This window comes from Microseira sp. BLCC-F43 (genome assembly GCF_041929235.1).
Lineage (GTDB): Bacteria > Cyanobacteriota > Cyanobacteriia > Cyanobacteriales > Aerosakkonemataceae > Microseira.
This window is the reverse complement of record NZ_JBHFNP010000058.1, coordinates 17,349-42,629: the sequence shown is the minus strand read 5'-3', so window position 1 is coordinate 42,629 and position 25,281 is coordinate 17,349. Positions and strand designations below refer to the sequence as shown.

21 protein-coding genes and 1 CRISPR repeat array are annotated in these 25,281 nt (G+C 45.4%); of the genes, 12 read left to right on the top strand and 9 right to left on the bottom strand.

Annotated elements, in window-relative coordinates:
- Positions 1-57: 57 nt before the first annotated feature.
- Positions 58-2,788: direct repeats of the CRISPR family, unit length 37 nt; unit sequence GTTGCAACTAACATTAATCCCTATTAGGGATTGAAAC.
- A 22-nt stretch (positions 2,789-2,810) separates the two neighbouring features.
- Positions 2,811-3,149: a hypothetical protein gene (locus ACE1CM_RS10205; protein ID WP_374877310.1), complete on the top strand. Its 339-nt coding sequence runs from the start codon at positions 2,811-2,813 to the stop codon at positions 3,147-3,149.
- A 41-nt stretch (positions 3,150-3,190) separates the two neighbouring features.
- On the opposite strand, the gene ACE1CM_RS10200 is transcribed toward ACE1CM_RS10205, so the two are convergent.
- The 3 genes from ACE1CM_RS10200 to ACE1CM_RS10190 all read right to left on the bottom strand — a co-directional run bounded on the left by ACE1CM_RS10200 (position 3,191) and on the right by ACE1CM_RS10190 (position 4,961).
- A complete protein-coding gene (locus ACE1CM_RS10200) occupies positions 3,191-3,544 on the bottom strand; it encodes a hypothetical protein (protein WP_374877311.1) in 354 nt (117 codons plus the stop codon).
- Positions 3,484-3,708, bottom strand: coding sequence for a hypothetical protein (locus tag ACE1CM_RS10195; RefSeq protein WP_374877309.1), 225 nt, complete (start codon positions 3,706-3,708; stop codon positions 3,484-3,486). The genes ACE1CM_RS10200 and ACE1CM_RS10195 overlap by 61 nt, the downstream gene beginning before the upstream one ends.
- Before the next feature lie 170 nt (positions 3,709-3,878).
- Entirely contained in the window at positions 3,879-4,961 is a 1,083-nt protein-coding gene (locus ACE1CM_RS10190; protein ID WP_374877308.1) for an MraY family glycosyltransferase, read from the bottom strand.
- A 668-nt stretch (positions 4,962-5,629) separates the two neighbouring features.
- On the opposite strand from ACE1CM_RS10190, the gene pruA reads away from it, so the two are divergent.
- From pruA to ACE1CM_RS10165, 5 genes are all read left to right on the top strand, one after another.
- Positions 5,630-8,602, top strand: a complete 2,973-nt coding sequence (gene pruA / locus ACE1CM_RS10185) for an L-glutamate gamma-semialdehyde dehydrogenase (RefSeq protein ID WP_374877307.1) — start codon at positions 5,630-5,632, stop codon at positions 8,600-8,602.
- Positions 8,603-8,669: 67 nt separating this feature from the next.
- Positions 8,670-9,329 carry a DUF1295 domain-containing protein gene (locus ACE1CM_RS10180; protein ID WP_374877306.1) on the top strand — a complete coding sequence of 220 codons (660 nt, stop codon included), beginning with the start codon at positions 8,670-8,672 and terminating at the stop codon, positions 9,327-9,329.
- Positions 9,326-11,947, top strand: coding sequence for a glycosyltransferase family 39 protein (locus ACE1CM_RS10175; RefSeq protein ID WP_374877305.1), 2,622 nt, complete (start codon positions 9,326-9,328; stop codon positions 11,945-11,947). The genes ACE1CM_RS10180 and ACE1CM_RS10175 overlap by 4 nt, the downstream gene beginning before the upstream one ends.
- Positions 11,948-12,028: 81 nt before the next feature.
- Positions 12,029-12,958, top strand: a complete 930-nt coding sequence (locus ACE1CM_RS10170; RefSeq protein ID WP_374877304.1) for a cobalamin-binding protein — start codon at positions 12,029-12,031, stop codon at positions 12,956-12,958.
- 62 nt (positions 12,959-13,020) lie between these two features.
- Complete coding sequence (locus ACE1CM_RS10165) at positions 13,021-13,221, top strand: hypothetical protein (protein WP_374877303.1); 201 nt, start codon at positions 13,021-13,023, stop codon at positions 13,219-13,221.
- A 382-nt stretch (positions 13,222-13,603) separates the two neighbouring features.
- Here the strand turns inward: ACE1CM_RS10165 and ACE1CM_RS10160 are convergent, their stop codons facing one another.
- From ACE1CM_RS10160 to ACE1CM_RS10150, 3 genes are all read right to left on the bottom strand, one after another.
- The gene (locus tag ACE1CM_RS10160; RefSeq protein ID WP_374877302.1) at positions 13,604-14,077 is read right to left on the bottom strand and encodes a hypothetical protein; all 474 of its coding nucleotides are present in this window, start codon (positions 14,075-14,077) and stop codon (positions 13,604-13,606) included.
- Positions 14,078-14,215: 138 nt separating this feature from the next.
- Positions 14,216-15,736, bottom strand: a complete 1,521-nt coding sequence (locus ACE1CM_RS10155) for a calcium-binding protein (protein ID WP_374877301.1) — start codon at positions 15,734-15,736, stop codon at positions 14,216-14,218.
- 212 nt (positions 15,737-15,948) lie between these two features.
- On the bottom strand, positions 15,949-16,902 hold the full coding sequence (locus ACE1CM_RS10150) for a methyltransferase domain-containing protein (RefSeq protein WP_374877300.1): 954 nt from the start codon (positions 16,900-16,902) through the stop codon (positions 15,949-15,951).
- A 268-nt stretch (positions 16,903-17,170) separates the two neighbouring features.
- Here ACE1CM_RS10150 and ACE1CM_RS10145 point away from each other — a divergent pair, with 268 nt between their 5' ends.
- Together ACE1CM_RS10145 and ACE1CM_RS10140 are read left to right on the top strand one after the other, a co-directional pair.
- Positions 17,171-17,797: a class I SAM-dependent methyltransferase gene (locus tag ACE1CM_RS10145; RefSeq protein ID WP_374877299.1), complete on the top strand. Its 627-nt coding sequence runs from the start codon at positions 17,171-17,173 to the stop codon at positions 17,795-17,797.
- 125 nt (positions 17,798-17,922) lie between these two features.
- On the top strand, positions 17,923-18,597 hold the full coding sequence (locus tag ACE1CM_RS10140; protein ID WP_374877298.1) for an SDR family oxidoreductase: 675 nt from the start codon (positions 17,923-17,925) through the stop codon (positions 18,595-18,597).
- 329 nt (positions 18,598-18,926) lie between these two features.
- Here ACE1CM_RS10140 and ACE1CM_RS10135 read toward each other — a convergent pair whose 3' ends face one another.
- A complete protein-coding gene (locus tag ACE1CM_RS10135) occupies positions 18,927-19,913 on the bottom strand; it encodes a phosphotransferase (RefSeq protein ID WP_374877297.1) in 987 nt (328 codons plus the stop codon).
- Between the two features lie 526 nt (positions 19,914-20,439).
- On the opposite strand from ACE1CM_RS10135, the gene iscB reads away from it, so the two are divergent.
- Both iscB and ACE1CM_RS10125 read left to right on the top strand, forming a co-directional pair.
- Positions 20,440-21,729, top strand: coding sequence for an RNA-guided endonuclease IscB (iscB, locus tag ACE1CM_RS10130; RefSeq protein WP_374877296.1), 1,290 nt, complete (start codon positions 20,440-20,442; stop codon positions 21,727-21,729).
- Entirely contained in the window at positions 21,722-21,892 is a 171-nt protein-coding gene (locus ACE1CM_RS10125; RefSeq protein WP_374877295.1) for a hypothetical protein, read from the top strand. Before iscB ends, ACE1CM_RS10125 begins: the two co-directional genes overlap by 8 nt.
- A 161-nt stretch (positions 21,893-22,053) precedes the next feature.
- Here ACE1CM_RS10125 and ACE1CM_RS10120 read toward each other — a convergent pair whose 3' ends face one another.
- On the bottom strand, positions 22,054-22,494 hold the full coding sequence (locus tag ACE1CM_RS10120) for a hypothetical protein (RefSeq protein ID WP_374877294.1): 441 nt from the start codon (positions 22,492-22,494) through the stop codon (positions 22,054-22,056).
- Between the two features lie 69 nt (positions 22,495-22,563).
- Between ACE1CM_RS10120 and petN the strand changes: the two genes are divergently transcribed.
- Both petN and ACE1CM_RS10110 read left to right on the top strand, forming a co-directional pair.
- Positions 22,564-22,653 (top strand): cytochrome b6-f complex subunit PetN, encoded by a 90-nt coding sequence (gene petN / locus ACE1CM_RS10115; RefSeq protein WP_226591425.1) that lies wholly within the window; start codon positions 22,564-22,566, stop codon positions 22,651-22,653.
- A 3-nt stretch (positions 22,654-22,656) separates the two neighbouring features.
- Positions 22,657-22,797 (top strand): hypothetical protein, encoded by a 141-nt coding sequence (locus ACE1CM_RS10110; protein WP_374877293.1) that lies wholly within the window; start codon positions 22,657-22,659, stop codon positions 22,795-22,797.
- 57 nt (positions 22,798-22,854) lie between these two features.
- Here ACE1CM_RS10110 and ACE1CM_RS10105 read toward each other — a convergent pair whose 3' ends face one another.
- Positions 22,855-25,245 (bottom strand): NACHT domain-containing protein, encoded by a 2,391-nt coding sequence (locus tag ACE1CM_RS10105; RefSeq protein ID WP_374877292.1) that lies wholly within the window; start codon positions 25,243-25,245, stop codon positions 22,855-22,857.
- Between the last annotated feature and the right edge of the window lie 36 nt (positions 25,246-25,281).

Here is a 25,281-nt window from a genome sequence, read left to right as displayed (position 1 = left end):
ATCCCTATTAGGGATTGAAACTTTAACGATTCGGCAACTCCAAGCGAGAGATATCTCGTTGCAACTAACATTAATCCCTATTAGGGATTGAAACCTTGTGCCCGTATCTTCCCTCATTCCCGCACTCAAGTTGCAACTAACATTAATCCCTATTAGGGATTGAAACCAGCCCTCTCCTATCTATCTCGAGGTTGCTGCTCCGCGTTGCAACTAACATTAATCCCTATTAGGGATTGAAACCTTCCGGTTTCAGTTGAAGCCGCAAACCTCCCCGCTGGGTTGCAACTAACATTAATCCCTATTAGGGATTGAAACAAGAGTACGATCCGATGGACTTTGCTTGCCCATCGCCTGTTGCAACTAACATTAATCCCTATTAGGGATTGAAACCGCAATCGCAAGCTGTATCTATGGCGACCGCTGGGTTGCAACTAACATTAATCCCTATTAGGGATTGAAACTATCGCAGTATTGGGGATTGTCCCGGCGGATCTCGGTTGCAACTAACATTAATCCCTATTAGGGATTGAAACAACGCTGTAACCTTCGGCCCTCAGGGTGCTTAAAGTTGCAACTAACATTAATCCCTATTAGGGATTGAAACAGAACCCGAAAAGACAAGGCTGGCAGTCTGGATTGTGTTGCAACTAACATTAATCCCTATTAGGGATTGAAACCAAATCTTGGTAGTGAAGAAGCTCATGAACCTGAGTTGCAACTAACATTAATCCCTATTAGGGATTGAAACGCCTCGCCACCCTCCGCGACCGTGCTTTACAGAAAGTTGCAACTAACATTAATCCCTATTAGGGATTGAAACTTAGCTGCCATCAATGACAAAAGGCAAATTGATTCTGTTGCAACTAACATTAATCCCTATTAGGGATTGAAACGAACTGAGTAGAGATTAAATCAACAGGAGCAATCGGTTGCAACTAACATTAATCCCTATTAGGGATTGAAACGGTCTCGATGCCTACAGGAGGTTCTGTAGTTGTCCTTTGTTGCAACTAACATTAATCCCTATTAGGGATTGAAACGCCTACGTGGAGACTAAAATCCTTGCAACTGTAGTTAGTTGCAACTAACATTAATCCCTATTAGGGATTGAAACGAATGGCGTTTCACGCACCGATATTCCCGTCTACCGGTTGCAACTAACATTAATCCCTATTAGGGATTGAAACGCATTGGCGCTAATGGTTGACTTTTTTGCTGTAAGTTGCAACTAACATTAATCCCTATTAGGGATTGAAACTGATGGGGAGACGCTTAGCGATAGCGACGAGGATATTTGTTGCAACTAACATTAATCCCTATTAGGGATTGAAACGCAATCGCCTCTTGGGTTCTCGCCCATGCTTTTTCGACGTTGCAACTAACATTAATCCCTATTAGGGATTGAAACCGGCGATTGTTGCTAGTAAACGCTCTCGCTCTATGGTTGCAACTAACATTAATCCCTATTAGGGATTGAAACAGTGGTAAAATAGACCAAATTTTGGAGATTCTTGCGTTGCAACTAACATTAATCCCTATTAGGGATTGAAACCAAACCAGTAACGCAGCCCAAAGCTACAGTTCTGGCCTGTTGCAACTAACATTAATCCCTATTAGGGATTGAAACTCAAACTGCTGCTTAATCGTTTGTTGCAACCCTCTTGCAACTAACATTAATCCCTATTAGGGATTGAAACCCATTGATAAAAGTGTGACCAGGAGCCGTAAGCGTACGTTGCAACTAACATTAATCCCTATTAGGGATTGAAACGGTTCTTGTAGGTCTATCGTCCATGTCCGCTTGAGTTGCAACTAACATTAATCCCTATTAGGGATTGAAACTCTCGTCAGTACCAGGGTGTCGTTGATGTTCTAAAGTTGCAACTAACATTAATCCCTATTAGGGATTGAAACCTTGGGTGGATAGACCATGTTTATGCTTGCCTTCGGTTGCAACTAACATTAATCCCTATTAGGGATTGAAACACCAACTTTAAATTGGGAAGACGTAGCGGCCGCAGGTTGCAACTAACATTAATCCCTATTAGGGATTGAAACAAGTTTGATAATCGCCACAGAATCTCCTTTTGTAAGTTGCAACTAACATTAATCCCTATTAGGGATTGAAACCGGTGGTCGCACACTGGGGAAATAGAGGCAGGAGTCGTTGCAACTAACATTAATCCCTATTAGGGATTGAAACAGGCGAATAGAACTACATTCTTAAGGAGACATTATGGGTTGCAACTAACATTAATCCCTATTAGGGATTGAAACGTAATAATAGTCCTTTATTCTAAGGGTGAGAAACAGTTGCAACTAACATTAATCCCTATTAGGGATTGAAACTGGACAAAGGATAATAGACGCGCCTTTTAAATCTTGAGTTGCAACTAACATTAATCCCTATTAGGGATTGAAACTTGCTTATCCTATCTTCACTCTGGTTAAAAGTTACGATGTTGCAACTAACATTAATCCCTATTAGGGATTGAAACCAACGAAGCAAATCGCGAAATCAGCAAGGCAATTTTAGTTGCAACTAACATTAATCCCTATTAGGGATTGAAACAGGCCAATGATGTCAATTACCTACAGTGTCATCGGTTGCAACTAATTCAAATCCCTATTAGGGATTGAAACTTGTTACTTCTACTGCTTGCGATATCAGTACCTATGCTTGCAACTAATTTAAATCCTTAATAGGGATTGAAACATAATTCAAAAAGTAGTAAAATAAATTCTATGCCAGTTGCAAATTATCTAAATCCTTAATAGAGATTAAAAAAATTTTTAGCCAGGAGTTTTCCATGACCAACAGCAACCCAGAGGGGACAGTAGAAGAACGAATTAGCGCAATGGAGGCTAGACTTGAACGACTCGAAACAGACAGTAGAGAGACAGCTTCGCTACTGATAGACGGATTGAGAGCGCTATCCAAGCAAACGACTAACCTTGCTAATGGAATAGAGCGATTAACCCAGCGGGTAGACGCGCTAACCACGAATCAACAATCATTGCAGGCTACTGTGAGCCAACTGGCAACATTTATGGTGCAAATTGCTCGCATCAGTACGGACAATCAGACAGAAATTCGACGGATTTGGGAATATCTGCTCAGACAGTCAGGAAATGGAAATCAACCCTAAAGCTTCGGTTTTCGTTGCATTGGTAATTGGTAATTACAGATTTAAGATTGCAGATTGCAGATTAAATCTAAAATATAAAATCTAAAATCTCTCTGACGTGCTGACTCAACAGCATTCCATAAACGGCTATATTCATCGCGGACAGATGCATCAATTTGTTCTGCTAACTCGGCGGGAAGATTTAGAACTCGAATCAATTCTTGCACATCGGCTAAATCTTTTAAGCGATCGCTAGCACTTAAACCAGATGCCAGCTTTAATTCGATCGGCGTCGTCATTTGAACAACTTTAATCCCATCTCTTTCTACTGCAACCGCACCTGGAGCGGGAAAACTCACAGATTTTGGCTTGCCATCACCAGGAAATTCACCTGTTGTAATAATCTCAACTCGCACATCTGTTTGCGGAACGCGAAATACTTTTTTGGCAACCCCTTAGAAATGCACTCCACAAATCCTCTTCCGACTAATGCCTTGCGAAACGCTTCGGGTCCCTCTTTGCTCAGGAGTAGATCCACATCTTGAGTTGCCCGAACATAACCATAAGTCACCAAAGCCATGCCCCCAATAATCGCATAATCAATTCCAGCTTTAGATAAGCTCTGAAAAATATTTTTTCAGGTCTGGTAAACTCTACCTTGCTGCATAAAAAATAGGTCGATTTCCTGGAAAATTTCCTGATTAGACATAATCGGTACTTTTTCAACTTGTGGGATGGTTAAATAAACTTTCAACTTCGATAATCTCGTCTAATTTTCCGCCAAACTGTGAAACCTAAAAGCCCCACAATGCCGCCAGTGGTTACATAAATTACCAAAGGCGTCATCCCTTGCAACTTCATCGCCAAACTATTAGAAATTAAACTCAGCGTCCACAAAGCAATCGCCGCATTGCGCTGAGACAACCCCAACGCCAGCAAGCGGTGGTGCAGGTGGTCTTTCCCCGGAGTACTCATCGGGTTTTTCCCCGCCATTAGTCGCCGGATTACGACTTGAGTTGTATCAATAACCGGCAATAACAAAAAGAATAGCGTCGGCACTAAAGCAAATGCGGTGGTAACTTTTAAATTACCAATAATACTTGTCGCCGCCAACACATAACCGAAAAAATATGCCCCCGCATCCCCCATAATAATTTGCGACGGATAAAAGTTATGGCGCAAAAATCCCAAGGTTGCACCGCCCAACGCCGCTAATAGCAAAGTCGCCGCCGCCCTGGTTTCAAATTGTGCCGAAACTGCCAATAAACTCATCGCGGTAATAAAACTAATCCCGCCCACCAAACCATCCATCCCATCCATTAAATTAACGGCATTGGTAATTCCCACTACCCAAAATACCGTCAGCAAGAGAGAGAATAAGGGATCGAGGGGCGTTGCAAAAGCGGTTTCGATGCGGATACCGCTGGAATATAGCAACAATGCGGTTAAAACTTGGGTAGACAAGCGCAGGTAAGGCGACAAACCATATTGGTCGTCGATAAACCCGACCAAAACTAAAATCGATCCGCCCAGCAGAATACTCAGTACCTGCACTAATACAGGTTCGATGATAATCGGTCTTAAGACAGTTGCCAGAATTAAAGCCGCAATCACCCCCGCGTAAATTGCCAAACCTCCCGCGTTGGGTAAAGGTTCTTTATTCAGCCTACGGGGGTTGGGTTGATCTGCCCATCCCACCTGGAGGGCAAAAGCGCGTACTTTTGGAATTAAATACCGAGTCACTATCCAAGCCAACCCAAAGGTGAATATCACCGCCAGCCAGCCGCTGCCTGTAGGGTTAGCAATGCCAAGGGACTGAAGGAAAGCGTACAAAATTATCTCCCCCTTTGCGCTCACAATGCCACTTATGAATATTATCGTTAACTGTGCAAAAATCAATCGTATAAATTCGGTTATTAAAAGCTACTTTCGTTTCACTTGTGCGTCAGGAAAATACAATCGGTGTCAGGACTTACGCCAAGCAACCGGGTTTCTATGAAAAATCTTCGCTTTGGAACTAGAGATCGCAGCTTGAAACCCGGTTTCTAGGTGGTTGTAATTCTGATCAGCATGGGTGTCTGAAGCAACGGGGTGTCTCGCTGTGCGATTGATTTACGCCTACCTACATTTCGCTTCGTTTTGATCCCGATTATTCTATAAAAATTCCCCATTACCCCCGCAACCATTCAAGTACATTACCGCAAAACGATACAATGCAAGCGTACAGGTACAGGGTTGGCGCGGGAATCTCCTCAAACTAGCCTCATCGAAGATGACACGGGGAGGCAAAGACGCACCAGACGCGGAGCGTTTAAAGTGTTAGTTTCGTGTCTGGAACATCTGTTCCAAGGGTTTGAGACCCGGACTGAATCGAAGATTCAGGGCGGCACGTTCAGGCAAAGTTTTTATCCTCGTCTGAACTTTGTCCCCGCGTCTTTAGCGTCCCCGCGTCTTTAGCGTCCTTGAACAACGCCTTGCCCAGATTTTGGAGTATATCAACTGTGGTCGTACAAATAGATACCTACGAAACTAAAACACAAGCGATCGCCAAGCAACTTTTGGCGGCAACTAAGGAAAATCGCTCGTTTTTCGCCCAAATGCGCGACCAAATGCGCTGGGATGATAAACTGCTCGCTTGGGCGATGGGTAGCCCCGGTCTGCGCTTGCAGCTATTTCGCTTTATCGACTGCTTACCCGCCCTCCGCAGCAAATCGGAAATCGCCCGCCACCTGCAAGAATATTTAGGCGATGAGTCGGTAGAATTACCAGCAGCCCTCAAAGCGTTACTCAATTTCGCCAATCCCGACTCGGTGCCGGGACAACTCGCCGCCACGACTATTTCTTCGGCGGTAGAAACCCTCGCCCACAAATATATTGCCGGGGAGAACATCGAACGCGCCATCAAGACCATCGAACGCCTGCGAAAGGATAAAATGGCCTTCACCATCGACCTTTTAGGCGAGGCGGTGATAACCGAAGCCGAGGCGCAGTCTTACCTCGACCGCTATCTGGAATTAATGGCGCAATTAACCGATGTCGCCAAAACTTGGTCTAAAGTCGATGCGATCGATTTGGCGGATGGGGAACCTATACCACAAGTTCAAGTTTCTGTCAAGTTAACGGCGTTTTATTCCCAATTTGACCCCCTAGATGCGAAAGGGAGTCAGGAAAGAGTCAGCGGGCGCATCCGCACCCTGTTGCGCCGCGCCAAGGAATTGGGGGCGGCGGTACACTTTGACATGGAACAATATGTTTATAAAGATATTACCCTCGCCATCTTAAAAGAATTATTGATGGAAGAGGAATTTCGTTCCCGTACCGATATTGGCGTAACGCTGCAAGGTTATTTAAGAGATACGGAAAAAGACTTGCAAGGGTTAATTGCTTGGGCTAAACAACGGGGATATCCGGTGACGGTTCGGTTAGTTAAAGGCGCGTATTGGGATCAGGAAACGATTAAGTCGGTACAAAAAGATTGGCCTCAACCTGTATTTAACGACAAAGGTGCAACCGATGTTAATTTTGAAAATTTAACCAGATTGCTGCTAGAAAATCACGAATATTTATATGCAGCGATTGGGAGTCACAACGTGCGATCGCAAGCCCACGCCATCGCGATTGCGGAAAGTTTAAATATCCCCCGCCGTCGGTTTGAAATGCAAGTGCTTTACGGCATGGGCGATAAATTAGCTAAAGCCTTGGTCGATCAAGGTTATCGCGTGCGGGTATATTGTCCCTACGGCGATTTGCTACCGGGGATGGCATATCTGATTCGTCGCCTATTGGAAAATACTGCCAATAGTTCGTTCTTGCGGCAAAATTTAGAAGACCGTCCAGTTGAGGAATTGCTAGCGCCGCCCCAGGTAAATAATGCCAAAGCAGAAACGAATTTGAAGGAAAAACGGGCATTTCCCAACGCGGCGGATACCGACTATGCAGATAAGGAGAAAAGAGAGCGATCGCAACAAGCAATCCAAACAATTCGTCAGCAATTGGGTAAAACTTATTGGCCTTTTGTGAATGGCGAATACGCACCGACGCAGGATACCTTTAATTCCCTCAATCCTTCCAATCCAACGGAAATTATCGGCAAAGTAGGACTGCTTTCCATCGAAGGTGCAGAACAAGCATTGCAAGCAGCGAAAGCCGCATTTTCTAGTTGGAGTCGCACCCCAGCAAAACAACGCGCCGCTATCTTGCGGAAAGCTGGGGATTTAATGGAACAGCGGCGGCATGAATTATGCGCTTGGATGGTATTAGAAGTTGGCAAAGCTGTCAGGGAATGCGACGGGGAAGTATCCGAAGCGATCGATTTTTGTCGGTATTATGCCGATGAAATGGAACGGTTAGATAAAGGACATAACTTCGATCTCGCTGGCGAAACCAACCGCTATCACTATCAACCGCGGGGAATAACATTAGTCATATCCCCGTGGAATTTCCCCCTAGCAATTCCTTGCGGCATGACAGTAGCATCCCTCGTCGCGGGAAACTGTACCTTACTCAAACCGGCGGAAGTTTCATCAGTAATTGCGGCAAAATTAGCCGAAATATTAATCGAAGCGGGAATACCCAAAGGCGTTTTCCAATACGTACCCTGTAAAGGTTCTACCGTGGGTGCGTACATGGTAAAACATAAAGACGTGAGCGCGATCGCATTCACAGGTTCCCAAGAAGTCGGATGTCGCATCTACGCCGATGCCGCCATCTTACAACCAGGACAAAAACACCTCAAGCGCGTCATCGCCGAAATGGGCGGAAAAAATGCCATCATCGTCGATGAAAGTGCCGACTTAGATCAAGCAGTTGCAGGGGTAGTTTACTCCGCATTTGGCTATAGCGGTCAAAAATGTTCCGCTTGTTCCCGCGCTATCGTATTGGAACCCGTTTACGAAGCATTTGTCAATCGGTTAGTCGAAGCAACCCGCAGTTTAAATGTTGGTGCGGCAGAACTTCCAAGTACCCAAGTGGGTCCGGTGATCGACGCCAATGCATTTAACCGCATTCGGGAATACATAGAAAAGGGAAAACAAGAATCCCAACTCGCATTAGAAATGCCAGTTTCCGATACGGGATATTTTATCAGCCCGACCATCTTTACCGATGTTCCGCCGAATGGAATCATTGCCCAAGAAGAGATTTTTGGCCCAGTTTTGGCGGTAATTCGGGTGCAGAATTTCCCTGAAGCATTAGCAGTCGCCAACGGCACTAATTTTGCCCTCACAGGCGGGTTGTATTCCCGTACTCCTTCCCACATCGAAAAAGCACAAGCTGAATTTGAAGTCGGGAATTTGTACATCAATCGAGGCATTACGGGTGCAATTGTATCGCGACAACCCTTTGGCGGATTCAAACTTTCCGGAGTTGGTTCCAAAGCAGGTGGGCCAGATTACCTGCTACAATTCCTCGAACCGCGGGTAATTACCGAAAATATCCAGCGGCAAGGTTTTGCACCGATTGAAGGGGCAGATTAAACTGAGAAACCGGGTTTCTTCAAGAAACCCGGTTTCTGCGATTAGAAACTTAGGAGATCGTGGGTTTATGAAAATCAAGCATTCTATTAATCTGCACAAAGCAAGCACCCCCCTCGTAGTGCTAGGACTGATGTTTGCCTACCAAAACTTCACCCTTGGTCCCTGGGTTTACCTATCTCTCCACGGCACCTATGGACTGCTGTGGCTGCTTAAAGATCGCATCTTCCCAGATAAGCAGTGGGAACAAGAAACTTCCCTTGGACAGGGTATGTTTGTCTTTGGGGAACTGCTTTTGTATTGGGTAGCCCCATTCATTTTAATTAGCAGTGGAACAGTGCCATCCTTGCCCTTAGTAGCTGCTGCTATTTCCTGCAATATTGTGGGAATTTTTCTGGCCTATAGCAGCGATGCTCAAAAATACTACACGCTCAAATATCGACCTGGATTGATAACAGAAGGTTTCTTGGCCCGCTGTCGCAATACTAACTATCTGGGAGAGGTTTTGATTTATCTTTCCTTTGCGATGTTGACTCAACACTGGCTGCCATTTTTAATCTTTGGGGGCTTTATCGCAGCTATTTTTGTGCCGAATATGCTGAAAAAAGATCGATCCCTCTCCCGCTATCCTGAGTTTGCCCAATACAAAGCACAATCTGGATTGTTGTTGCCACAATTGTTTGGACAAATACCAGCCAATTCTGAAGCAACTGGCAGTATAGCTGAATGACCGAGAAAGATAAACAAAACAGATTCAAAGATTGGCTCCCACTGGTGATAATATGGCTGGTGGGGGCGGCGTGCGATCGCATCTGGTTCGCCCTCGATCGTAATATCCCATATTGGGATCAAGCCGACTACCTCACCGGCACTTTAAACTATTGGCAAGCGTTACAACATCCCCAATGGTTTTCTCCCCAATGGTGGACGAGTTTCTGGCAAATCACCACGAAAGTTCCTCCCCTCACTTATATCGCCGCTGCAATCATTCAGAATTTATTTGGTAGGGGGCCAGATCAAGCTACTATAGTTAACTTGTTCTTTAGCGCCATTTTACTGATTTCAGTTTATGGTTTGGGGGAAAAACTGTTCAATCGTCAAGTGGGTTTATGGGCGGCTTTTTTGTGTCAAGTGTTACCCGCACTCTACCGATATCGCCTCGATTTTCTGTTAGATTATCCCGTAACGGCAGTTGTTACTTTTAGTTTTTATTGCCTAACACTTTGGAAAATTAAAACCGCAGAGACGCAGAGGACGCAGAGAAGAAGAGAAGAGGAGGAAAGAGATCCCCCCCTGCCCCCCCTTGTTAAGGGGGGGTTCTCTGGCTGGTTTTGGGCAGGGATGTTTGGTCTTTCTTTGGGGTTAGCTTTAATGGTGAAGCAAACGGCTTTACTGTTTCTTTTAACACCAATATTGTGGGTAGAAGCGGGTGCATTCCGACAACGGGCGTGGGGAAAAATAGGGCAATTAATAGGTGCTTCTTGCTTGTCGGTGTTGGTATTTGGGGCGTGGTATCGTACCAATTGGTTATTGATGTTAACGTCGGGGAAACGGGCGACAATAGATTCTGCGATCGCAGAAGGAGATCCCGCCCTCAACACCATCGACGCCTGGATTTACTATTGGAAAATCTTACCATATCTAGTTTCCTGGCCTTTATTACTCGTCCCCATTGTCGGCATTCTCCTTTATTTCTGGAAGCAGATAAGCAAAACTGAATCTATATTTAAATTCTCACCCGCACAACCGCACACCCGCACAGCTGCATCCTTCAAATGGCTGGCAATCTTTTTAGTAGGTGGTTATCTACTTGGTTCGTTAAATATCAACAAAGATGCCCGCTACATTCTGCCACTTTTACCAGTTGGAGCAATATTATTGGCTTATGGCTTAACCCTGTGGAGGGGACGCTTTTCCAAACATATCCGTTGGGTAACTGCAAGTTTGGCAGTGATATTAATGTTGCTCAATTTGTGGCCTATAGGTGGTGATGGAATCACCAAAATTCTCAGTCCCCGCGTTCAGCACTACGCATACATGGGTGCTGAGTGGCCTCATCAACAAGTAATTGCAGAAATTATCAAAACCGAACCTGATTTACAGTCAACGTTAGGGGTTCTACCTTCAACCCCGCAAATTAACCAGCATAATTTTAATTACTACGGTGCATTGGCGAACTTCCAAGTTTACGGGCGACAAGTGGGAACGAGACAAAAACATCTAAAACAAGATGCGCGAAGTCTTTCTTGGTTCGTCACTAAAACCGGCGAACAAGGGTCAATTCCCAAGACGCAACCTGCTATGGTTCAACTAATTGAAAAAAGCTCGGATTTTGAATTACACAAAAGTTGGAAATTGCCGGATAAAAGCACTTTAAAACTGTACCATCGTCGCCAGCCTTCTGTTGTGGTAAAGCCTTTGAGTCCAGAAAAGGGAAGTGAAAAAATTAAGTTAAATCGAGTTATCGTACCGGAAAAAGCCCCGCCTGGTATTCCGGTTCCCGTTACCTATGAGTGGTCAAGCCCCTCAGAGCAATTGCGAACGGGTTTAGTACTATTAACATGGCGCAAATCCGCGGTTACCCCGGAAAAACAAACTCAACAGCAGTGGTGGTTACACGACCATGCGACCGCTATGGGTTTTTTATATCCGGGTACTTCTTTTGAGACGGGGTTACCGGATCTTGAAACGACAACCAAGGAATTGCGAGTCATCGAACAAACTGCGATGCTGCCTCCAGGGAATATAACCCCCGGAACTTATACCTTGGAGGCAGCTTACTTCAATCGACAAACCGGCGAAACCTATCCCATCCAAGTACCGCCAGTTACTTTAAATATCGACCCCACTGCCGCCGCAAAACCTGCACCGGAATTAGATTTAGTCACCCAGTTACGGATTTTATCTGCCGAGTTACCCAAAGGGGCAAAAGCATTAGAATCCTTGTTCGATCAAATCGGGCGAATTAATCAATATGACCCAATTCAAGATTATCTCGAACAAGCAGCCCAGGCGCTGGAATATCGGTTAAAACGGGAACCGCAAAACTTAGAATGGGCTTATGGGGTGGCTTTGGCAAGGGTATTGCAACAACGAGTTCCAGATGCGATCGCAGCCTTACAACGAGTCACTCAACTAGATTCCCAAAATCCCTATGCCTTTGCCTACCTAGCATTTGTTAACTTATATGACTGGCGTCCCAGTGCTGCCCAAATTGCCCTTAAACAAGCGCGCCAACTCAACCCCAATTTTCCCGAACTCCAAGCACTAAGCGGCGTAGCGGCGCTGATGCAAGGCAATCTCGTCCAAGCATGGCATCATATCCAGCAATTAACCGCCAAAAATTAAGAATTTGGTAACTCTAGAGACGGATCACAACTCGATAGATCGAGCGCTACCTTAAAAATAGCTGAAAAACAGGTGGTAGCAATGACTGATGCCAAAAATCTGCGAATAGTCTCCCTAATTCCCAGTGCCACGGAGATTGTAACCATGTTGGGGCTAACCGATGCCTTGGTGGGGCGATCCCACGAATGCGACTATCCCCCCGATGTCCAAGACCGCCCCGTTTGCACCGGGGCAAGGTTAAACTCAGAAACTCCGAGCGCACAAATTGATCAAGATGTCAATGAGTTGTTACAAAAAGCTTTAAGCATTTATCAAATTAAAATTGATGTCTTAGAGCAACTGCAACCCACACACATTCTCACCCAAGACCAGTGCGACGTTTGTGCCGTTAGCTTAGCGGATGTCAAAAACGCCGTTGGTCAACTCACCCACAGCCAACCCGAAATTATTTCCTTGCAGCCAAATTTGCTAGCCGACATTTGGGCAGATATAGAAAGGGTTGCCGATGCTTTTGGTGTGGGCGCGGAACCGATGCTGTTAAACTTAGAATCTCGCGTCAAAATTTGCCAGCAAAAAACCCAAGCCTTACCCGAACTAGACCGTCCCAAAGTCGCCTGCATCGAGTGGACTGACCCCCTAATGGTTGCCGGAAATTGGATACCAGAATTAGTCGAATTGGCAGGAGGTCAGCCTTTAGTTGGCGTCCCTGGTCAACCCTCGCCAAAACTCGAATGGAAGTCTTTGCTCTCGGCTAATCCAGATATTATCGTTTTCATGCCTTGTGGGTTTGATTTAAACCGCACTCGTTCTGAAGCCAAGGCATTAGCCCAGCATCCGGAATGGCAATCTTTGCACGCCGTACAAACTGGCAGAGTTTACGTCACCGATGGCAACTGGTACTTTAACCGTCCGGGGCCAAGGTTAGCCGATTCTCTAGAAATTTTGGCTGAAATATTGCATCCTGAAATCTTCCAATACGGATATAAAGGCACCGCTTGGGAAACTTTGTAGTCATTACTCAGTAGGGTGCGTTACGCTTGGCTAACGCACCAAAACTTCTGTAGTTAGCTACAATGTTCGCCTCGTTTATCCTCAATCGACGCCTACCTGATGTAGGAGAAAAAAAGGTGTATGGCACTGTTACTACTGGTCAAGTTTGGCGGTTTATAGCACTTACACCAAAGCTAGAAGTATTAATGGATTTTAACGATCGCTACCTAACTCCAATTGACGATTTACTCGGCATATTAAACGCACTGGCAACAGCCAATTAAAAAATCATGCTACTAGGCGCAGAGCAAAACTCAGATCCCTGAGTTATATCATGTCCGGTTAATTGCTTATAATTAGGCGTAGGGGCACGGCACCTTCAATGTTGTTTACAAAAGCAAAATATTGTGGATGCTGTGCTACTACAACCATCAAATTGTACAATAACTAATCAACCGGATATGATATTATTGGAGCAGTCAGCGATCTAGTGAGTAGTTAACGCTCTTTACAATTACAGGACTGACGCAGGACGAGAAAATAAACCCGGTTTCGACCGTCGATCTCGAGTTTCCTCTCCCAAGGATTTTTCGGAGAAACTTTGGTGTTTGCCTAAGTCCTGCTAAATTAGCAATTAGCAATTAGCAATTAGCAATTAGCAAGAGTTTATTGTCCTGGCGCCATACCGTCAATCAACCATTCGCCCTCGCCGTTGGTGGGGGCAGTTAAAACGAAGAGTTCGGGAACTCTGCCGTTGCCAACGGGAAAAGGTTTAATGTAAGAAACGTTGAATTGCAGCCGAAATTCTTTGCGATCGCCGCCAGGAACATTAGACAGCGGTTCTACTGACCGGATGCGGATCGATCCGATGTAGTCTTGATACATCCGCACAAACTCCTCGTAGGGGACAGCTGCCTGATACTGCGGGGTGAGGAGATCGTAAGCGACCTGATAGTTGCCCGTCGCGATCGCGTTAAAGTAGCGGTACAATACCCCCACGGCACCGGATCGGGTATTAGAAGCAGTTTGCTGTTGCACTTGCTTTTGACTCGGTTGTGCGATCGCGGTTTGTGAGGGTAATTGTATTGCAAAACTAGCGATCAGGAGTAGGGTTGTAGTTGTAAGCAGCGAGGGTTTCATCTTTCCGTACCTGCTTGAGGTGAAAGAATGTTTGTTACTTCATAACTACATATTTCCCAGCACTAATTACTTATGCACATCCCCCTTTTATATCCTCCTATCGGGGGAATTTCGTCACACCCAACTAAGAACAATTGCCTAGATCGGGGTGAAGTCTGAAGATGCGATCGCGCTAACTTGCACGCCAGTTAACGATGCCAGCAATTCGTTCGTACTGGCAATCCGAATCTGCGTTCCATTGTTACCAGTTGTAATCGACAGTTGCGCGAAGGTCAAACCACCCGCTAACCCCAGCAAATCTTGACCATCTTGAAAGTCCAGCACCACATCCGCACCGCGCAACGCGCCTAAAACAAATACATCCCTTCCACCGCCACCGCTGAGGGTATCGTTGCCAAAGTCACCGTTGAGGATGTCATCCCCATCGCCTCCCGAAAGGCTGTCATTATTTTGACCGCCGTACAAGGTATCATTACTTATATCGCCGTTGAGGATGTCATCTCCCTGGTTGCCATAAAGAATGTCGTTGTTTTTGCCTCCATAAAGGACATCGTTACCGAGGTTGCCAAAAATAACATCATTCCCCTGATTGCCATAAAGCGTGTCGTTATCTTTGCCACCATACAAGCTATCGTTGCCATCACCTCCATAAATCAAGTCATTTTGTTGATTGCCATACAGGGTGTCATTTCCACCATTGCCGATAATCGTATCGTTACCTTCCAAACCAAAGGCAAAATTATCTGCATTATCGCCAACCATCAACAAAGGGTTAGGCGCCTCTACTTCTTGTTCGATCAGACTTCTCGTTCCTAAAAAAGAAGCGCCGCTGGTTCTAAATTGTTCGGCGCTGCTGCGACTAGAGAAAGCGGCTGCTAGCTGCGGTTGTCTCACTGCTAAAGCCGTTATAAACTCAGCAAAATCTGAGTCGTTGTTGAAATTAAAATTAGGGTTATTTAGTTCATTAACTGAAATTTCCCGCTGGCTGTAACCCGGTGGCGGACTCGAAAGCAAGGATGCAATTTCCCCATGTTTTCGCGATAAAAATCTGGGGTCGATCTGGGGATTGGTATAAGACTGTAAAAACACTCGTCCGGGGATAAATTCTTCTCCCCCCAAGCTGACATAATCTCCGTTGACAACGTAGTGAGTAACTGGTTTGTTTGCCCCGCCATTTTGCCTAAAAAGATTAGCAGTCGCCCGATCTATTCCAGGAGAATTGAACGTGATGGTTTCCCCGATCGAGTTAGTAAATTCAGCCGCCGCCCTCTGGGCTAAAGCACCCGCCATGCTGTGACCGATTACATCTGGCAGCAAGCTTCTGGGGTTTTTAACAGGATCTCGACTAATTTGGGTTAACCAATTGCCAATCGCTGTTTTATTGGCTTCAAATTGATTAAATCCTACGCCCCGCCGGTCTGTAAATGCCGCATCGTCACCGGGATCGACTCCTCCTTTAAATATTAAAACGGGTGGTTTATCCGGGGTGAGAGAAGTTAGTGCTAACGCTTGAAAATCTGTAACCGCATCGTTAAATACTCGGTCAATTCGATAACCTGCGCTTGTTAATGCGCCGAGAACTATAGGGTTTTCGGTTGGGTTGGGCAAGTAAACAATGCGTTTGGCAAAGTTTTCGTAAACAAGGTCAAATACGCTCATCGTTTGGTTTCCAACTTGGGTGAGTCAGGTCTTACGCAAAGAATCTAAATGTAGGGTGCGTAACCGTTGCGTAACGCACCGCAACCACTATATATAGAGCCACTGCGTAAGTCCTGTGAGTATAAAAATAAGTAGATGACACCCAGATCTCCGACTTCTCTAAGAAGTCGGAGATCTAGCTATGATTTATTATTCCCATCTCCATCTCAGTTCTAACTTACCCCGCCCCCAAATACTGCCAAACCATAATATTTCCAAGGCGCTGCTACTGTCTCAAATCCAGCGGTTTTGAGCATTTGCAGGTGGTTATCCAGGGTTGCTAGTTGATCGGGATGGGAGTAACCGTGGGGCGCACTTTTGCCGATTTTGGCGCGAATTTCTGCTAGAGTTGTTCTACTAAAAGCTGCCCATTCTTCTCGCACCGCTTGGTAAACTGCTGCCAGGGCAGGCGATTCGGGTAAAATTGGGTCTGCATTCCAAAATACACCCTTGCGGTTGAGACTTTCTCTAATTCGCTGGAATAGCTTTAATTTCATCTCGTTGGTGAGATGGTGAATTGCTAGAGATGAAACCCCAGCATCAAATCCAATGCCGATGTTGATTTTATCCGGTTCGTTTGTCCAGTCTCCAAAGTCTGCTTCTATTCCTGTCCATCGGTTTAAGTATCCGGCGGACTCGATTTTATTTTTGGCAAACTGAAGCATTCGCGGCGAATAATCTAAGGCAATTATCTGGGCAGATGGACAGCGATGGAGTATTTTTAAGCTGAGTTCCCCCGTACCGCAACCCAGTTCTAGGATGCGTTGGGCAGTTGGCGGTATACAATGAGCGATCGCATTCAGCATCTCATCATACCGGGGTAACAATTGTCTAATCCCGCTATCAAAATCAGCGGTATTTGCAAACACTTCTCCGGGAAATATTTCTCTAGTATTCACGGGCGCCTGGTATAAAAGCCATTCTCGATCGTACCCGGTATAGGCGATCGCTTGCTCTTGTTGCTTCTGTTCTTCCTGTTTTTGTATTTTCTCCATTTTATGGAGTGTCCTCTTCAGCAATCTCCGCGTTGTCCAAAGCTTCATCGGATCTTGCGTTTCTAATTGCTCGATCGCAGTTATTAAATCATCAATAATAGCTTGAATCAGCGATTTTTCTTTCGTTCCCATCGGTTTTGTTTCACCTTTGATTGACAGTCCACACGATTAATTTTTTTTATTCTTAGTTTTTACTGACAAACTTATGGTATAATCCCTATTGGTCAAATTGCCAATTAACAGACCTTGTAATTCCCCCACCAGCATGGGTTTTAAACAAATTTTCGTAAAGCGAGAAAATTGTTTAAATAGATCTACTAACTAAACTTACACAAGGTAGGGGTGGCGTTCAGGAAATTTCGGCGTAGTAAAATAGAAAACCGCACAGGGATAATCGATAGTGGAACAACACGAGCAAGTAACAATTGCAGAGTACCAACTAACGGCGGAAGCATTTCGCGCGGGGACATGGGAACACGACGTATCGCAAAATCGAGACAGCTTGGTGCGTTTTTTACCCAAAAATCCCGGAAAAATCCTGGATATAGGCTGCGGGCCGGGGCGGGACTTGGTAGCATTCAAACAGCAAGGGCATACCGTGGTGGGGTTGGATGCAACGCCTGCTTTTGTGGAAATGGCAAAACAGGTATCGGGGTGCGAAGTTTGGCAGCAGTCGTTTTTGAGTTTAGACTTGCCAGGGGAAACCTTTGATGGTATTTTCGCCAATGCCTCGCTGATTCACGTTCCTCGGACTGAAATGGTGCGGGTATTGGAGGATTTGCAGCGATCGCTAGTGCCTCACGGTGCGATCATTATGTCCATGTGTCGCGGCGACAGCGAAGGCTACAGCGCCCGTCCGACGGGATATCGCTACGTTTGTGGATGGGAATACGAAACATTAGCCCCTTGTGTAGAAGCAGCCGGATTTGAGATTGTTAACCATTATTATCGTCCCCCTGGCGTGCGGTTTGAGGCGCAATCTTGGCTGGTAATTGTAGGGCGAAAAACGGCAATTGGCAAGGATTAAAAAAAAATGGAACCAATTGGTTCCAAAACGAGTAGGTAACGGATGAGATCTGTTTTGAGAGACGGAACTGCGCCAAAATTCCCTATCCTGATAAAGAATAGACATACAAAACCAAAAAACGGAAGATGACAAAAGCATCCTATATTTTTCTAGCAGGGGCGAGTCGAGGCGTAGGGCGAGAAATTGCCAAATGCCTTGTGGAACAAAACCAAAAAGTAAAAGCGATGCTGCGGAAAGAGGCATCGCGCCCCGAATTGGAAGCGATGGGCGTTAATGTTGTAATCGGGGATGCAATGGCAGCTGCTGCGGTGGAACAAGCGATGGTAGCAGAACCGATTGATGCAGTTATTACTACTATCGGCGGGTTACCCCAAGCAGAACAAAACCCAGATTATTTGGCGAACAAAAATTTAATCGATGCGGCGGTAAAAGCATGCGTAAAAAAATTCATCCTGGTTACTTCGATTGGTACGGGTAATAGCGTCGTGGCGCTATCACCGCAAGCGTTAGCAACGTTGGGGGCAGTTTTGGCAGAAAAAGATAAAGCCGAACAGCATTTAATAGGTAGCGGACTAACTTACACAATTATCCGCCCCGGTGGGTTAAAGTCGGAACCGGCGACGGGTAACGGCGTTTTAACCGAAGATCCCAAAGTTGGCGGTACTATTCACCGTGCTGATGTGGCGCAACTGGTGTGTCGCTGTCTGTTTTCCGATGCTGCTAATAATAAGGTATTGTCGGCAATTGACAGAAATATGCCGTTCGGAAGGCTGGAGTTTGAGGAATTTAACGTGAATTGAAGAGTAGGGGCACGGCAGGTGAGGAATTTTTTGCTGGCGACAAAGCTTACTGATGCCGTGCCCCTACTTTGATCAAATCGGGAATCTATCTGAATCATTGGTTGGCGCACGGCAGGTGAGGAATTTTTTGCTGGCAACAAAGCTTACTGATGCCGTGCCCCTAGTGGTTTTATGGCTAATTACATCATGTTCGTTGAATTGCCCATAATAAAAAAACCTCACAGAGTTGTTGCGTAGGGACACGGCATCATAGATATCTCGGACAAACAGATAACGTTAATCGTGCCGTGTCCCGACTGCCAATTATGGGTAATCTACCCGACATGATATTAAATTTCCAATAAAGCTGCGGTACGCTTTAAAACTTCTAAATCGAGCGGATGCACACCAGATAGTAGAGCTATTGTCAGGTCAGGCACAAAACCGGGACTGTCGCTCACATCTCGACGAACATTATAAGCAAGCCACCAAAGTCGCGTTCGAGCTTGATGATTTAAATCCAAGATTCCGCGCGATTCAAAGCAACCCCCAGCCTCACGATAGCCTTGGATAAAAGCGCGAACGGCATCCTGTTGCGGTGGTTGACCGGGAGGGGTTGCCCATACGAGTGCAAACTTGGCAACGTCCTCACGCGCATTCATAGGTCCGGCAGCATCCCAATCGACAACTACATGGTTACCATCAAAACATCGGATAACATTGGGAGGATGCAAGTCTCGCTGGCTAGGAACGACGGGTTCATCGCTGACTGTACTGGAAAGAATATACTCTTCCCATTCCACAAGGATAGGGATTTTGTTTTGCAACGAAAGCGCCCAATCCATACCTTTTGCCATAGCTGTTTGAGCCAATTGCTCCCAACCAAACAAACCTAGCGGCATCCAAGGTTCATCTTTAAGTTCCGAGGACGATACGGGTAAAGCGTGAATCCTTGCCAAAAGCTTGCCAATTTGAGTCGAAACCTCTGGAGAAACGAAACCCCAATCATAAGGAGTTCCTTCCACCCAGGAATAGACACGAACCCAAATATTATTTGCCCCTTTTGTATAAATCCCATAGGGTTTTCCATCTATTGCCCTTCGGGGTTGCGGCATCGGAAAACCTGTTTTGTGCGCGGCTTCTTCGATTAAGAGTGCAATCTGTTTTGGTGCTTGCTCAAATTGTTTGATGGCAAAGGAACCAATTGATGTTTCTAGACGGAGTACTCCCAGTCGATTGGTTTGACCGCGACCTGCCTGAACTATACTATAGGGTTGCCCCAAATCAAAGGTATGAGTTAACCAATCTATGGAAAATTCGATATTAGCCCTAAGCATTGTTTTATTTAACCGCAAAGACGCGGTAGCGAAGCGATTCAAGGGTAGCGAATTAGGACGCGAAGGAAGAAGAAGGAAGAAGAAGGAAGAGGTCGGTAATCTTTACAATTTTTAGCTTTTGAACCTGTAGTCAAACCAGGGAAAAAGGGTATGGTTTGTGGTATACTGACTGCCAAATAAATAAGGCGCCGGATGCGGTGTTAGCACCACCGCATCACGACGACTTCCAACCCCTAACGTAAGAGGCGATAGGAGAGGCACAGTCTATGGTATCTAATTCTGATGAATCGCGATCTGGCTATCAACCAAACAGTGAACTCTAGCCAGATAACTAGCGCATCACTGGACAGATAGCCAGCCTGAGCAAAAGCTACGTTTTGAGGGTCATGACACCTACGAGTGCTTTCCAGCTTGCAGCCCTGTCGTCAATCATTAAACATCTGTATTTGGTTAAGGAAGTGTGATTGACATAACAAGCCCTCAAAACATTGGCGAGGAAAACATTACCCCGCAAGGGAGGACAGAAATGTCTAATTTTGTATTCGTTCTAGACAGCAACTTTCAACCGCTTGACCCAGTAGCCCCGGGACAAGCAAGGCGATTGTTAAACCAAGGAAAAGCCTCTGTTTATCGGCGTTATCCATTTGCAATCATCTTAAAATACGCAGTTTCTAACGCTAAAACACAGACGCATCAATTAAAAATTGCTCCGGGTTCTAAGGTTACGGGGTTAGCAATTTTACAGCATGACAAAGTTGTCTGGGCTGCCCAGTTAACCCACAGACGACAGCAAATCAAGAAGGCTCTAGAATCGCGTCGCGCGATTCGCCGCAACCGCAGAAACCGTAAAACCAGGTATCGCAAGCCACGGTTTTTAAACCGTAATCGGAAGTCGGGGTGGCTGCCACCCAGTTTGCAATCATTAGTAGAAAATATCCTCACCTGGGTTAACCGCCTACGCAGATATGTTCCGATTACTGGCATATCTCAGGAGTTGATCAAATTCGATACCCAAAAAATACAAAACCCTGAAATATCGGGCTTAGAGTACCAACAAGGAGAACTTGCAGGGTATGAGGTTAGACAATATTTGCTTGAGAAATGGGGCAGAAAATGCGCTTATTGTGGCGAGCAAAATTTACCCCTTGAGGTTGAGCATATTCAACCAAAATCTCGAGGGGGAAGCTCGCGCGTTTCTAATTTGACCATTGCTTGCCATCAATGCAATCAAGCAAAAGGAAATAAAGATATTAAAGATTTCTTGGCACAAAAGCCGGATCTGTTAAGTCGTATCACCCAGCAAGCTAAACAACCATTGAAAGATGCAGCCGCAGTAAATGCTACACGTTTCGTACTGTTCAACAGATTGAAAGAGACATCCCTACCAGTTGAAACCGGGACGGGCGGCAGAACTAAATACAACCGCACTGTGTTGGGATTACCAAAAACTCATTGGTTAGATGCTGCCTGTGTGGGATCAGTAGAAAGCTTGCAAGTCTTGACCTCTAATCCATTGTTGATTATGGCTAAGGGGTGGGGAAATCGTCAAATGTGTACTCCCAATAAATACGGCTTTCCAACCAAACATAGAACGCGGTGTAAGAAGTTCTTTGGCTTTCAAACTGGCGATATGGTGCAAGCGACTCTACCCACGGGAAAGTTTGCAGGCACTCATGTCGGTAGGCTAGTAATTAGGGAAAGTGGAGTTTTTGAGATGATTTCAGCTAGAGGAAAGGTTAGCCCAGTGCGCCACAAATACTGCAAAGTAATTCATCGCAATGATGGTTACATGTATGCGTTTTCCACCTTTGTCTAGCTTTTCGGCGATGCTTAGGTCTGGCGATCGCGAAACTTTACTTTGTGAGGGTTTTATTACTCTCCAAAGCTTTTCTGACGATCTGGCATACATTACCGAGTGTCTGCAAACCCTGGGAGAACTGCAAGATCTTGTCAGTACCTGTTCGGTGCTATCTGGCTGAAGATGGCTTGAGTCACGATCTATCTAGCCGTCATATTGACCTGTTGCTTGACATGTACTTGTATCATTCGGGACAGTTCAGGGGCGAAATCCGCGCCACGGTTGCCCGATTACAGAGGACTGTAGAGGAGTGTGCTGGATAGACATGTAAGGAATTTAACCTTATTTTAGGGGTTTAACCCAACGGTTTGCGATCGCCCAATCAAGAATATACCGAGCGATCGCAAACAACACAAGGCTCTCTACTCCCAGCACCGCACTCGACCACAAAAGGGCGGGATAATTTAAACCAGCTTCTAGTTGTGCTAGTCCCCGCACTAAACCAAACGCGAGGACTGCACCATCGCCGAGGTGGGAGTTATCGTCGCTGCGGATGGCGTAGCGGTAGGTAATGCCGAAAACAAAACCGCTAATGCAAGCGATCGCCAACGAAGCAAGTAAGCTGAAACTGGTGGTAATGCCCAGACTGGCAAGCAGGTCCAACTGTTTTACCAACAACACCTGGTGGAAAAGCGTCGCCATGGCGTCCGCTACCAGGAGGCAAAAAGCTGCCAGGATGCCAGCTTTGAGAGATTCTATTCGTTCGGCTTGCAAGTTGTCCAAAGTTAGATTCCCCAGCTTGGTATCATTAAACGTGTAATAGTTTTGTATCGTTTTTTTGCAAGCACGGCTATGGATATTCTCACCTTGGGTTGGGTTTCGGTACTGGTTCTGTTTACATACTCTATTTCAATGGTCATTTGGGGTCGTAACGGTTTCTAGAAAGTGGAAACAACAATTCTCAACGTCATCGCTGTAGCCTCCTTGGCGCTGCTACTCGCCGTTTCCGGTGGAGTCATCTACCTAACGATAGTAGAATGGCGCGATCGCCGACGGCAAGACCGAGATAAAAAATCTCGTCGCTAACGGTAATTGGTAATTGGTTAATCCTTCTATTAGCAATTAGCAATTAGCAATTAGCAATTACCTATTCCCCATCTGAGCAAAATGCTCTAAAAGTAAGCGGTGGATAAAAATATATCCGCCGCCTACTTTTTGCAATAAAATATGTTCGGTTGCCCAATCTAAAAAACGCGCATAGTTCCAAGGAATAGAACGGTTGCAGAAAAGGACAAGTCGTAAAGCTAAGTGTTTAATACACGCTTCTCCTGCACCGAACACGCCAAACAGCAACCCGGTAATTGCTCCTACTAAAACTGGTAAACCTAGTATAAAAGCTACTAGCCCCATTCCGGTTGCTCCTAATAGGAAAAAAATTCTGGCATTTTTAGCTGACTGCCAAATTCCTTGATTTGGAATTGTACTGGTTTCAATGCTAGGTTCGTTCAGTCCGCGCAACAAAGCAAAAATTAGCGCTACACCCAGACCGATTCTTAATCCCAAGGATAAAGCTTCACCCCAACCATCTCCTAGCTTCAAAACAAATCTATAAAATAACCCCCCAAACGGCCCCAAAATTGCCCCGGAAATTCCCCCGACAATTAATCCCAGCCTGAGATTTTTTCTACTTTTTTTCCTTGACCATTTTATGGTTTCTCCGGGGTTAATTTTATCATAAATCAATCCAAAAATTATTGCAGCTATTATTCCAGTTCCTAGTGCTATAATTAATCCAGCTATTTTTCCCAATTCCCAGTCAATCAGAATTCCTAAATTTAACGCTCCACCGATTCCGCAAAGTAGCCCAGCAATTATTCCGATAATAATAGCATAAATTAATTTGTACCAAATGTTTGGCAACCAAGAACTTTGTAATAGTTCAATTAAAAATACGGCTTGAGACTTATCCCTCATTTGCTTCGCCAACCAAATCAGCCAGCGCATGGCTTTAATCTGGGAGTATTGCTGGGAACTCCGGCGTTTCAACATGCGTTCGATATAGGCATTAAATACATGTTGGCGGCGTTCTTCAAGCGAATACATTTGAGCCACATCTTCAAAAGAATTGCCTTGATAAGCGAGTGTTATTATGCTGAGCATCAGCGGCGATCTCGCTAACTCTTGCAGGATGACATCTTCTTTCAGCGCTTGTTTAAACGCGGCTATTTCTGCTCCAGCTTTGTTTAAATATTCATCTATTTGTTCTAAATCTAGCGGTTGTAAATAAACGGCTGCTTCCACTTTTAAACGATTGGATAATAGCTCGTAATCTTGAATGCGACTGGTGACAACAATGTGTGTATGTCCAAATTCTAGGCTGAATTGGTTAATCGCTTGAACGCAAGCATCCCGCTTCAGGATGCTGACTTCATCCAAGCCATCTAGCATTAACAATAGTTGTTGATTTTGCAGCCAATTTTTACCAATATCTTTGGAAACTTGATATTGAATATGCAATTGTTGCAGCAACCAGTCGGCAAGACTTTGCTTTGTTTCCCAAGAAGATAGGTTGAACGGAACGGGTAATGGCTGGGTATAATCGTGTTCGGCACTAAGTAATAATTCTCGTGTTAATTCCAGCAGCGTGGTGGTTTTTCCCCCACCGGGTTCGCCTAAAATTAACAGCGTTCTTCGCTTTTGCAATTGTTTAAATTTATCGATAATTTTAGTGACTGGCGGTAGGGAGTTGAAAGCTGGGTCGGCGTTTGTCCAAGTTAATTCTAAGGCGTCGAGTCGAGGGTTTAAACCGAGTGCGATTAACGCGCGATCGCGCAAACCAGTTTCCAAAACTCCGGAGATCCAATACTTCCTGACTTTGTTAATTAAAACTATCCGATCGCGGTACTGTTTCCTAGTCAAATAAGTTCTAACATCCGCTACCCCTTCCTCTGCTGCACCTCCAGCAATTTTTGTAGGTAGCACAACTTGGTATGCTGGCACTGGGTCGGCAAGATTTTTTAACTCTTTTAAACCACAATAAGTTGCTTGCAGCGCCAAACCATTTTTAACCACATCGTAGACGGTTTGGGAGATACAAATACCCCCCGGTTCGGCGACTTCTTGCAGTTGCGCCGCCACGAGGGAACCGTTACCCATAACATCGCTGTCGCAAAAGAATACATCCCCTAAATGAATGCCAATTCGATGTTGCAATATATCTTGGGGAGGCAGGTTTTCTGCCGCTGCGGTTAAAGCTTTTTGAATTTGTACGGCACAGGCAACGGCACTGACGGCGCTGACAAAGTACATTAATAAGCCATCGCCGGTTGATTTTAGCACAGAGCCTTCAAACTCGTGACAGATTTCGGTCATTAGCTCAATATCGCGACTCAGGATAGTCTGGGTGTGTTGTTCATCTTCCCCTATCAAGGTGCTGAAGTTCGCTGACTTGGTAAACGCGATAGCAGCTAAAGTGTGGTTTCCTGGGATATCCAGCGGTTGGGGGTCATCTGGCATAGGAGAGAGCGAGGGCAAATTCTAGTTAGATAATTATCATATCTGGTAATTGCT

Bases quoted from the DNA above. Each gene is read 5' to 3' on its own strand.
- petN (WP_226591425.1), top strand. From the start codon at position 22,564: ATGGATATTCTCACCTTGGGTTGGGTTTCGGTACTGGTTCTGTTTACA.
- ACE1CM_RS10140 (WP_374877298.1), top strand. From the start codon at position 17,923: ATGACAAAAGCATCCTATATTTTTCTAGCAGGGGCGAGTCGAGGCGTA.
- ACE1CM_RS10160 (WP_374877302.1), bottom strand. From the start codon at position 14,077: ATGAAACCCTCGCTGCTTACAACTACAACCCTACTCCTGATCGCTAGT.
- ACE1CM_RS10165 (WP_374877303.1), top strand. From the start codon at position 13,021: ATGTTCGCCTCGTTTATCCTCAATCGACGCCTACCTGATGTAGGAGAA.
- iscB (WP_374877296.1), top strand. From the start codon at position 20,440: ATGTCTAATTTTGTATTCGTTCTAGACAGCAACTTTCAACCGCTTGAC.
- ACE1CM_RS10175 (WP_374877305.1), top strand. From the start codon at position 9,326: ATGACCGAGAAAGATAAACAAAACAGATTCAAAGATTGGCTCCCACTG.
- ACE1CM_RS10155 (WP_374877301.1), bottom strand. From the start codon at position 15,736: ATGAGCGTATTTGACCTTGTTTACGAAAACTTTGCCAAACGCATTGTT.
- ACE1CM_RS10205 (WP_374877310.1), top strand. From the start codon at position 2,811: ATGACCAACAGCAACCCAGAGGGGACAGTAGAAGAACGAATTAGCGCA.
- ACE1CM_RS10195 (WP_374877309.1), bottom strand. From the start codon at position 3,708: ATGGCTTTGGTGACTTATGGTTATGTTCGGGCAACTCAAGATGTGGAT.
- ACE1CM_RS10170 (WP_374877304.1), top strand. From the start codon at position 12,029: ATGACTGATGCCAAAAATCTGCGAATAGTCTCCCTAATTCCCAGTGCC.
- ACE1CM_RS10135 (WP_374877297.1), bottom strand. From the start codon at position 19,913: ATGCTTAGGGCTAATATCGAATTTTCCATAGATTGGTTAACTCATACC.
- ACE1CM_RS10180 (WP_374877306.1), top strand. From the start codon at position 8,670: ATGAAAATCAAGCATTCTATTAATCTGCACAAAGCAAGCACCCCCCTC.
- ACE1CM_RS10150 (WP_374877300.1), bottom strand. From the start codon at position 16,902: ATGGGAACGAAAGAAAAATCGCTGATTCAAGCTATTATTGATGATTTA.